We start from the raw sequence: 8,507 nt of genomic DNA, 5'->3' as shown, positions 1-8,507 counted from the left end.
AATGCGCTTGGCCAGTTCGTCCAGCGGATTCACTGTGCCTTGCAGCCCCGCCAGTTCCCGGTGCACTTCGCGCATGAACTCGTGAAAATGCAGCCGGGTTTTCCGCTTGAGCGGCACAGCGCCAAAAAAGCAATCCATCAAAAAGCTCTTGCCCCGCCCTACTCCCCCGTGCATGTAAACACCACGCGGGACATCAGGACGGTTGATCAGCTTTTTGAAGGCATTGGAGCGTTTCTCCTTGAACTGCGACCACTCCTGGGCGCAGCGGTCCAGTGCATCAACCGCCCGCAGTTGCGCCGGATCTGCGGTATAGCCGCGGGCAACCAACTCGGCTTGGTAAGCTTCTTTGACGTTCAAGGATATGGCTTTCTTATTGCTATATAAATAATAGCTGCTTACGCTTACTGGACGGGGGCTAGAGGCCAATTTACCTTAAATTTAATTAAAAATTCAAGGTTCGCTTGTCCACGGCCAATGCCGCTTCTTTGGTGGCTTCACTCAATGAGGGATGCGCGTGGCAGATGCGGGCAATGTCTTCACTGCTGGCGCGGAATTCCATCGCCACCACACACTCGGCAATCAATTCGCTGGCCATCGGGCCGACGATGTGAACGCCCAGAATCTCGTCCGTGGTCGCATCGGCCAGCATTTTGACCATACCGGTGGTGTCGCCCAAAGCGCGAGCGCGGCCATTCGCCAGGAACGGGAAAGTACCGGCTTTGTAAGCCACGCCATCGGCCTTGAGTTGCTGCTCGGTACGACCGACCCAGGCAATCTCGGGGCTGGTGTAAATCACCCAGGGAATGGTGTTGAAATTGACATGGCCGTGCTGACCTGCCATGCGCTCCGCCACCGCAACGCCCTCTTCTTCTGCCTTGTGTGCCAGCATGGGGCCGCGTACCACGTCGCCCACCGCCCAGACACCTGGCAGGTTGGCGCGGCATTGCTCGTCCACCACAATCGCGCCACGCTCGTCGAGCGCCAGGCCCACCGCTTCGGCGTTCAAGCCGATGGTGTTGGGCACGCGGCCGATCGAAACGATCAACTTGTCGACTTCGAGGGTTTGGGCTTCGCCCTTGGCGTTGGTCCAGGCCACGCTCACACCTTTTTTGCCTTTTTTGATCTCGCCGACCTTGACGCCGAGTTCGACCTTGAGGCCTTGCTTGACAAAAGCCTTGTGCGCTTCTTTGGCGATCTGTTCGTCCACCGCGCCCAGGAAAACCGGCAGGCCTTCGAGAATGGTGACTTCAGAACCCAGACGACGCCAGACCGAGCCCATTTCGAGGCCGATCACGCCAGAGCCGATCAGGCCCAAACGTTTTGGCAACGCACCAATGCGCAGCGCGCCGTCGTTGGAGAGAATGGTTTCTTCGTCAAACGGGGTGCCTGGCAAAGCGCGGGCATTGGAGCCGGTGGCCAGAATGACCTGCTTGGCGATGATGATTTCTTCGGCAGCACCGGCCACCTTGAGTTCGTAGCCGCCTTCAACTGCTTTGACAAAAGAGCCGCGGCCGTGAAAGAACGCGACCTTGTTTTTCTTCAACAGGTACTGAATACCGTCGTTGTTTTGCTTGACCACGGTGTCCTTGCGGGCCACCATCTTGGCCACATCCATGGTCACGTTGGAGGCCGAAATACCATGGTCTGCAAAATGGTGGTTGGCGTGGTCAAAGTGCTCGGACGACTGCAACAGCGCCTTGCTCGGGATGCAACCGACATTGGTGCAAGTGCCACCCAAAGCGGGGCCGCCCTTGGCGTTTTTCCACTCGTCAATGCAGGCCACGTTCATGCCCAACTGGGCTGCACGAATGGCGGCAATATAACCACCAGGACCACCACCGATGACGACGACGTCGAATTGTTTACTCATGAGAATTCCTTTAATTTTGTTGTAGAAAAACCCACCGACGAGAAGGACTCAAACGTCCGTCCTCATGGGTGGGTCTGTCAGGGGTTTGGCTTAGATGTCGAACAACAGGCGGGCTGGATCTTCGAGGGCTTCCTTCATGGCGACCAGGCCCAAAACGGCTTCGCGGCCGTCAATGATGCGGTGGTCATAGCTCATGGCGAGGTAGTTGATGGGTTGGACCACGATTTGGCCGTTAACCACCATGGCGCGGTCTTTGGTCGCGTGAACGCCCAAAATAGCCGACTGAGGTGGGTTGATGATGGGCGTAGACAGCATGGAGCCAAAGGTGCCGCCATTGGAGATAGAGAACGTACCGCCGGTCATTTCTTCCATCGTCATCTTGCCGTCGCGTGCTTTGGCACCGAATTCAGCAATTTTCTTCTCGATGTCGGCAAAGCTCATCTGATCGGCGTTGCGCAAAATAGGCACCACGAGACCGCGAGGCGAGCCGACGGCGATACCGATGTCAAAGTAACCGTGGTAAACGATGTCGTTGCCATCCACCGAGGCGTTGAGCACGGGGAATTTCTTCAGGGCGTGAACAGCGGCCTTGACAAAGAAGCTCATGAAGCCAATTTTGATGCCGTGTGTTTTCTCGAACTTGTCCTGGAACTTCTTGCGCATGTCCATCAACGGGCCCATGTTGACCTCATTGAAGGTGGTCAAAATGGCGTTGGTCGATTGCGATTGCAACAGACGCTCGGCAACACGGGCACGCAAACGGCTCATCGGCACGCGTTGTTCAGGACGGTCACCCAAAGCAAGCGCTGGTGCTGACACTTGCGGCAATGCAGCCACCGGTGCCTTGGCAGCCATAGGTGCTACTTTAGGAGCAGCCACTGCAGCCAGCACGTCGCCTTTGGTCACGCGGCCATCTTTGCCGGTACCAGACACTGAACCAGCTGCGAGCTGGTTGTCTGCCATCAACTTGGCAGCGGCGGGCATCGCCACACCAGCCATCGAGTTACCAGACGCAGCAGGTGCAGCCACCGAAGTTGCTACCGCCGCAGGCGCTGCAGCTGCAGCAGAGGCCACTGCCGTTGCTTTGCCTTCGGTGTCGATGCGGGCGATCAATTGCTCAGCACCCACGGTAGCGCCATCAGCCACCACCAACTCAACCAACACACCAGCAGCGGGTGCGGGCACTTCCATCACGACCTTGTCGGTTTCGACTTCGATCAAAATTTCGTCAATGGCGATGGCATCGCCGACTTTTTTCTTCCACTGCAGCAAAGTGGCTTCGGCCACGGACTCGGACAACTGGGGAACTTTAACTTCTACGATGGCCATTTATTTCTTTCGTTAGGTATTTCTGGGGGGTACGACAGGGCAGACACTTCAAGGCCTGCCCTCACGGGTGAACAGTGACTTATTTATTCAGAACAAAGCCTTTGAGCTTGCTGAAAGCGCCTTCAACCAGCGCCTTTTGCTGCTCTTGGTGCAGGTGCGAATAACCAACGGCGGGTGAGGCCGAAGCTGCGCGACCTGAGTAGCCCAGTTTTTGTCCGTCAACCATGTTTTCGTGAATGTAATGCTGCACAAAGAACCAGGCACCCTGATTCTGTGGCTCATCCTGGCACCAAACGATGTCGGCCGCATTGGGATATTTTTTGAGTTCAGTAGCAAAAGCTTTGTGCGGGAACGGATAAAGCTGCTCGACGCGAATGATGGCGACGTCGTCAATCCCTTTTTCTTCACGTTTTTTCATCAAATCGTAGTAAACCTTGCCGGAGCAGGCCACCACGCGCTTGACCTTGTCCGCCTTGAGCGCTTTGCTCTCGGGAATCACGGTCTGGAAGCAACCTTTGGTGAACTCAGACAACGGCGACGCCGCATCCTTGTTACGCAACAGTGACTTGGGCGTGAAGATGATGAGCGGCTTGCGCAGATTGCGAACCATCTGACGACGCAACACGTGGAAGATCTGGCTGGCCGTGGTGGGCTGCACGATCTGCATGTTGGTGTCGGCTGACAATTGCATGAAGCGCTCCAAACGTGCCGAGCTGTGCTCAGGGCCTTGTCCTTCATAGCCATGCGGCAACATCATCGTGATGCCGTTGACACGGCCCCACTTCACTTCACCCGAGGCGATGAACTGGTCAATCACCACTTGCGCGCCATTGGCAAAGTCGCCAAACTGGGCTTCCCAGATCACCATGGTGTTCGGGTCGGTGGAGGCGTAACCGTATTCAAAGGCCAACACCGCCTCTTCAGACAAGATGGAGTCGATGACCACAAAGGGGGCTTGTCCATCGGTCACATTTTGCAAAGGCACATAGGTGCCGGTGTCCCACTTTTCGCGCTTTTGGTCATGAATGACCGCGTGGCGGTGGGTGAAGGTGCCGCGTCCACAGTCTTCGCCTGACAAACGAACTGGATAACCGCATGCGACCAAAGAGGCGAAAGCCATGTGTTCGCCCATACCCCAATCTACTGGCGTGTCGCCCCGACCCATGGCAGCACGGTCGTCATAGACCTTGCGAACCAGTTGGTGCGGCGTCACACTTGCAGGAATAGTGGTGATCTTTTCAGCGATGCGCTTCCACTCAGCCATGGGAATGGAGGTGTCGCCCGCATCAGTCCACTTTTTGCCCATGAAAGGCGTCCAATCGACCGCATACTTGTGCTTGAAATTGCTCAGTACCGGATCAATCGTGTGCTTGCCTGAATCCATGGCAGCGCGATAGTCCTTGACCATATCGTCGCCCAAGGTGTCGCCCAAGCCTTGTGCAGACAACTTGTCAGCGTACATCTTGCGCGTGCCGGGGTGGGTCGCAATTTTCTTGTACATCAGCGGCTGCGTCAGCGCTGGGGTATCTTGCTCGTTGTGGCCAAGCTTGCGGAAACAAGTAATGTCCAGCACCACATCCTGGCTGAACTTCATGCGGAATTCAAGCGCCAATTGCGTCGCGAGCACCACGGCCTCAGGATCATCGCCATTGATGTGCAACACCGGTGCTTCCACCATCTTGACGATGTCAGTGCAATGCGCTGACGAGCGCATGTCGCGTGGGTCAGACGTGGTGAAACCAATTTGGTTGTTGATGATGATGTGAACCGTGCCGCCGGTGCTGTAACCACGGGTCTGCGCCAGGCACAGGGTTTCCTGGTTAACGCCCTGACCACCGAAAGCGGAGTCACCATGCACCAGGACGGGCAACACTTGCTTGCCCAACGGATCAGCACGACGGTCCATGCGAGCACGCACCGAGCCTTCAACCACCGGGTTCACAATTTCAAGGTGTGATGGATTGAAAGCCAGTGTCAGGTGAATCGGACCGCCAGGGGTCGATACATCAGAGCTAAAGCCCTGGTGGTATTTCACGTCGCCGCTTGGCAAATCTTCAGGGGCGGTGTGGTCAAACTCGGCAAACAGGTCAGCTGGCATCTTGCCCAAGGTATTGACCAAGACGTTTAGTCGGCCGCGGTGAGCCATACCAATCACGATTTCTTGCACGCCTTTGGCGCCGGCGGACTGGATCAACTCGTCCATGGAAGCAATAAAGCTCTCGCCACCTTCGAGGGAAAAACGTTTTTGACCCACATACTTGGTGTGAAGAAAGCGTTCGAGACCTTCAGCAGCCGTCAGACGATTCAGAATTTGTTTCTTTTTCTCGCCTGTAAAGTTAGGCTTGCTGCGCGTGCTTTCCAACTGCTCTTTCCACCAGCGCTTTTGAGCCTGGTCGCTGGTGTGCATGAATTCGATACCAATCGTGCCGCAGTAGGTCTCGCGCAGCGCGTTCATCAACTCGCGCAAAGACATGGTTTCTTTGCCGAAGTAGGTGTTGCTGGTGTTGAACACTATTTCCTGGTCCGCATCGCCAAGGCCATAGAAAGCAGGCTCCAGCTCAGGGATGTCAGCGCGTTCTGCACGCTTGAGGGGATCGAGATCAGCCCAGCGTTGGCCGACCGTGCGGTAGACCGCAATCAGCTGCTGAACGGCGGTGCGCTTGCGCCCCATCTCCAGATCTACGTTGGCCACGACAACTTTGGTGACACCAGCCTTGGCGCGTTCAGCGAAAGCGTTAATGACCGGCTGGTGCGCAACGTCTTTGGCGTTACTGCCATCGACGGCAGGAACATTCTGCAAGGCATCGAAATAATCACGCCAAGAATCATCTACGCTGGCCGGATTGGCCAAGTAGTTCTCGTACATCTCTTCGATGTAAGGTGCATTCCCACCAAAAAGATGGGTATTCGCCTGATAAACGGTAAAAACCGAGTTTTTCTCACTCATTTTTCGCTGACTTTCGTTTCCCTTTGGGAAACATTAGCTGGTTAAAGCTGATTGTTGATTAACCTCCCGCGTCACGGCTGAACCGTTTGGCGGATGCGACTGTGGCGAGGAAGGGCCTAGTAACTCTCTCAATTGTGCCACCGAAAATGACACCCTATGGCGCCGCCTTACGGCGACCCCACAACTAACCTGTAATCAAATCCTTGATCTGCTGCAGCGCTGCCGGGTCGTCCATGGTCGTCAAATCACCAGGGTCACGACCCTCACACACCGCCTGAACCGCCCGCCGCAGCAGCTTGCCGCTCCGGGTTTTCGGCAGCACCGAGACAAACCGAACTCGCGCCGGACGGGCGACTGCGCCCAAATCACCATCGACCATTTTCATGATCTCGGCTTCCAATTTAGCGCGCGAAGCGTCATCTGTCACCAGACTGGCATCTTTCACTACGGCAAATGCCATAGCGACTTGGCCTTTGAGCTGATCAGCCACGCCCACCACCGCCACTTCAGCGATATTGGGATGGGCCGAGATACTTTCTTCAATTTCGCGGGTGCCCAGGCGGTGACCGGCGACGTTGATCACGTCGTCGGTACGGCCCAGGATGAAAAAGTAGCCATCGGCATCACGAATGCCCCAGTCAAAGGTGCTGTACACCATCTTGCCCGGCACGCTTGACCAATAGGTGCTAACGAAACGAGCGTCGTCACCCCATATGGTCTGTAAGCAGCCCGGTGGCAATGGTCCTTCGACCGCCACAACCCCTTTTTGATTGGGCCCGGTCAGCTCTTCGCCGGTCTGGTCGTCCAGCAACTTCACATCGAAACCATAGACGGCCTTGCCGGGCGAGCCAAACTTGGTCGCCATCGGCTCGACACCGTTGCAGATTGAGAGGATGGGCCAACCAGTTTCTGTTTGCCAGTAGTTGTCGATGATGGGCTTGCCCAAACTCTCGCTGATCCACTTGGCGGTGGGCTCGTCCAGCGGCTCTCCCGCCAAAAACAGGGCGCGCAAACTCGACAGATCGTATTTGGAGAGCAAGGCCGGGTCTTGTTTCTTGAGCACCCGCACGGCGGTGGGCGCACTGAACATCACCGTCACTTTGTATTTCTCAACCAGACTCCACCAGATACCGCCATCAGGACGGGTCGGCAAGCCTTCGTACATGATGGTGGCCATGCCGGCAATCAGCGGGCCGTAAATGATGTAGCTGTGCCCCACCACCCAGCCGATGTCGCTGGTCGAAAAATAAGTTTCGCCAGCATTACCGCAGTAAATGTGCTTCATGGAGGCCGCAAGCGCCACGGCATAACCACCAGTGTCGCGCTGCACGCCTTTGGGCTTGCCCGTGGTGCCGCTGGTGTACAGCGTGTAGCTGGGGTGTGTGGCATCGACCCACTCGCACGCCACCACCGTATTCAAGTGCTTGTCCCGCAGAGCGCCCCACAGGTGGTCGCGACCAGCCACTAAATTCATGGCACTGAGCCCGCGATCCACCAGAATGACGGCGTCTGGTTTATGGCTAGACAGGCGAATGGCTTCGTCCAGCAGCGGCTTGTAAGCCACCGCTTTACCACCACGCGAACCCGCGTCTGCACTCACAATCAATTTGGGTGAAGCATCTTCAATACGCGAGGCCAACGAACCTGAAGCAAAACCACCAAACACCACCGAGTGAATGGCACCAATGCGGGTGCAGGCCAGCATCGCAAAGGCGGCCTCGGCAATCATGGGCATGTAAATCAGAACACGGTCGCCCTTTTGAACGCCCAACGCCAACAGCGAAGCGGCCATGCGCTGCACTTCGGCATGCAACTCTTTAAACGAGTAAACCGTTTCTTCATCGGTTTCTGTGGAGACAAAAATCAGTGCGGCCTGATCAGCACGGTCTTTAAGATGACGATCGACCGCGTTGTGGCACAGATTGGTGGTGCCGCCCACAAACCATTTGGCAAATGGTGGGTTGCTGTAATCGCAGACAGTTTGCGGTGGCGTTTTCCAGTCAACCAGTTGCGCCTGCTCGGACCAGAACGCATCCCGCTCTGTGAGTGAGCGCTTGTGGAATTCGTTGTACGTCGTCATTATTTTGTCTCCAGATGGACTCTATCGGTCCGGTCGTGATTATTAGCATCCAACTTGCTGCAAGCTGACTTTTAAGCTTCGCATTCGGGGGACTAACGCACAGAACTGGAATCAAAATAACAAGGTTGACGGAACGTTTATTTAATCAGGGCCTGAACCGCTTTGAAGTCTGGATGTTCAGCGGTACGCAACCACTCAAAAGCCACCATCTCGGTCGTCACCAACTCCGCGCCTGCCCCGGCCAAGCGATCGAATGCCGCATCTCGGTTGCGCTCGGTTCG

General features: G+C 56.1%; 5 protein-coding genes and 1 pseudogene. All 6 read right to left on the bottom strand.

Annotated elements, in window-relative coordinates:
• Positions 1-357: AFG1/ZapE family ATPase (gene zapE / locus WCG50_RS15405; RefSeq protein ID WP_336900485.1), on the bottom strand; the 357-nt coding region annotated here is incomplete at its 3' end.
• A gap of 85 nt (positions 358-442) precedes the next feature.
• A complete protein-coding gene (gene lpdA / locus WCG50_RS15400; RefSeq protein ID WP_336900484.1) occupies positions 443-1,870 on the bottom strand; it encodes a dihydrolipoyl dehydrogenase in 1,428 nt (475 codons plus the stop codon).
• A 90-nt stretch (positions 1,871-1,960) separates the two neighbouring features.
• Positions 1,961-3,199, bottom strand: a complete 1,239-nt coding sequence (gene odhB / locus WCG50_RS15395) for a 2-oxoglutarate dehydrogenase complex dihydrolipoyllysine-residue succinyltransferase (RefSeq protein WP_336900483.1) — start codon at positions 3,197-3,199, stop codon at positions 1,961-1,963.
• A gap of 79 nt (positions 3,200-3,278) precedes the next feature.
• The gene (locus WCG50_RS15390) at positions 3,279-6,146 is read right to left on the bottom strand and encodes a 2-oxoglutarate dehydrogenase E1 component (RefSeq protein WP_336900482.1); all 2,868 of its coding nucleotides are present in this window, start codon (positions 6,144-6,146) and stop codon (positions 3,279-3,281) included.
• Between the two features lie 184 nt (positions 6,147-6,330).
• Positions 6,331-8,226 carry a propionate--CoA ligase gene (locus WCG50_RS15385; RefSeq protein WP_336900481.1) on the bottom strand — a complete coding sequence of 632 codons (1,896 nt, stop codon included), beginning with the start codon at positions 8,224-8,226 and terminating at the stop codon, positions 6,331-6,333.
• A gap of 137 nt (positions 8,227-8,363) precedes the next feature.
• Positions 8,364-8,507, bottom strand: a pseudogene (locus WCG50_RS15380) (isochorismatase); the annotation flags it as partial.

Origin of the sequence: Rhodoferax sp. (assembly GCF_037143375.1) — a bacterium.
GTDB lineage: Bacteria > Pseudomonadota > Gammaproteobacteria > Burkholderiales > Burkholderiaceae_C > Rhodoferax.
The sequence above is the reverse complement of the archived record's forward strand: the minus strand, read 5'-3'. Positions and strand labels throughout refer to the sequence as shown.

Bases quoted from the DNA above. Each gene is read 5' to 3' on its own strand.
- lpdA (WP_336900484.1), bottom strand. From the start codon at position 1,870: ATGAGTAAACAATTCGACGTCGTCGTCATCGGTGGTGGTCCTGGTGGT.
- odhB (WP_336900483.1), bottom strand. From the start codon at position 3,199: ATGGCCATCGTAGAAGTTAAAGTTCCCCAGTTGTCCGAGTCCGTGGCC.
- WCG50_RS15390 (WP_336900482.1), bottom strand. From the start codon at position 6,146: ATGAGTGAGAAAAACTCGGTTTTTACCGTTTATCAGGCGAATACCCAT.
- WCG50_RS15385 (WP_336900481.1), bottom strand. From the start codon at position 8,226: ATGACGACGTACAACGAATTCCACAAGCGCTCACTCACAGAGCGGGAT.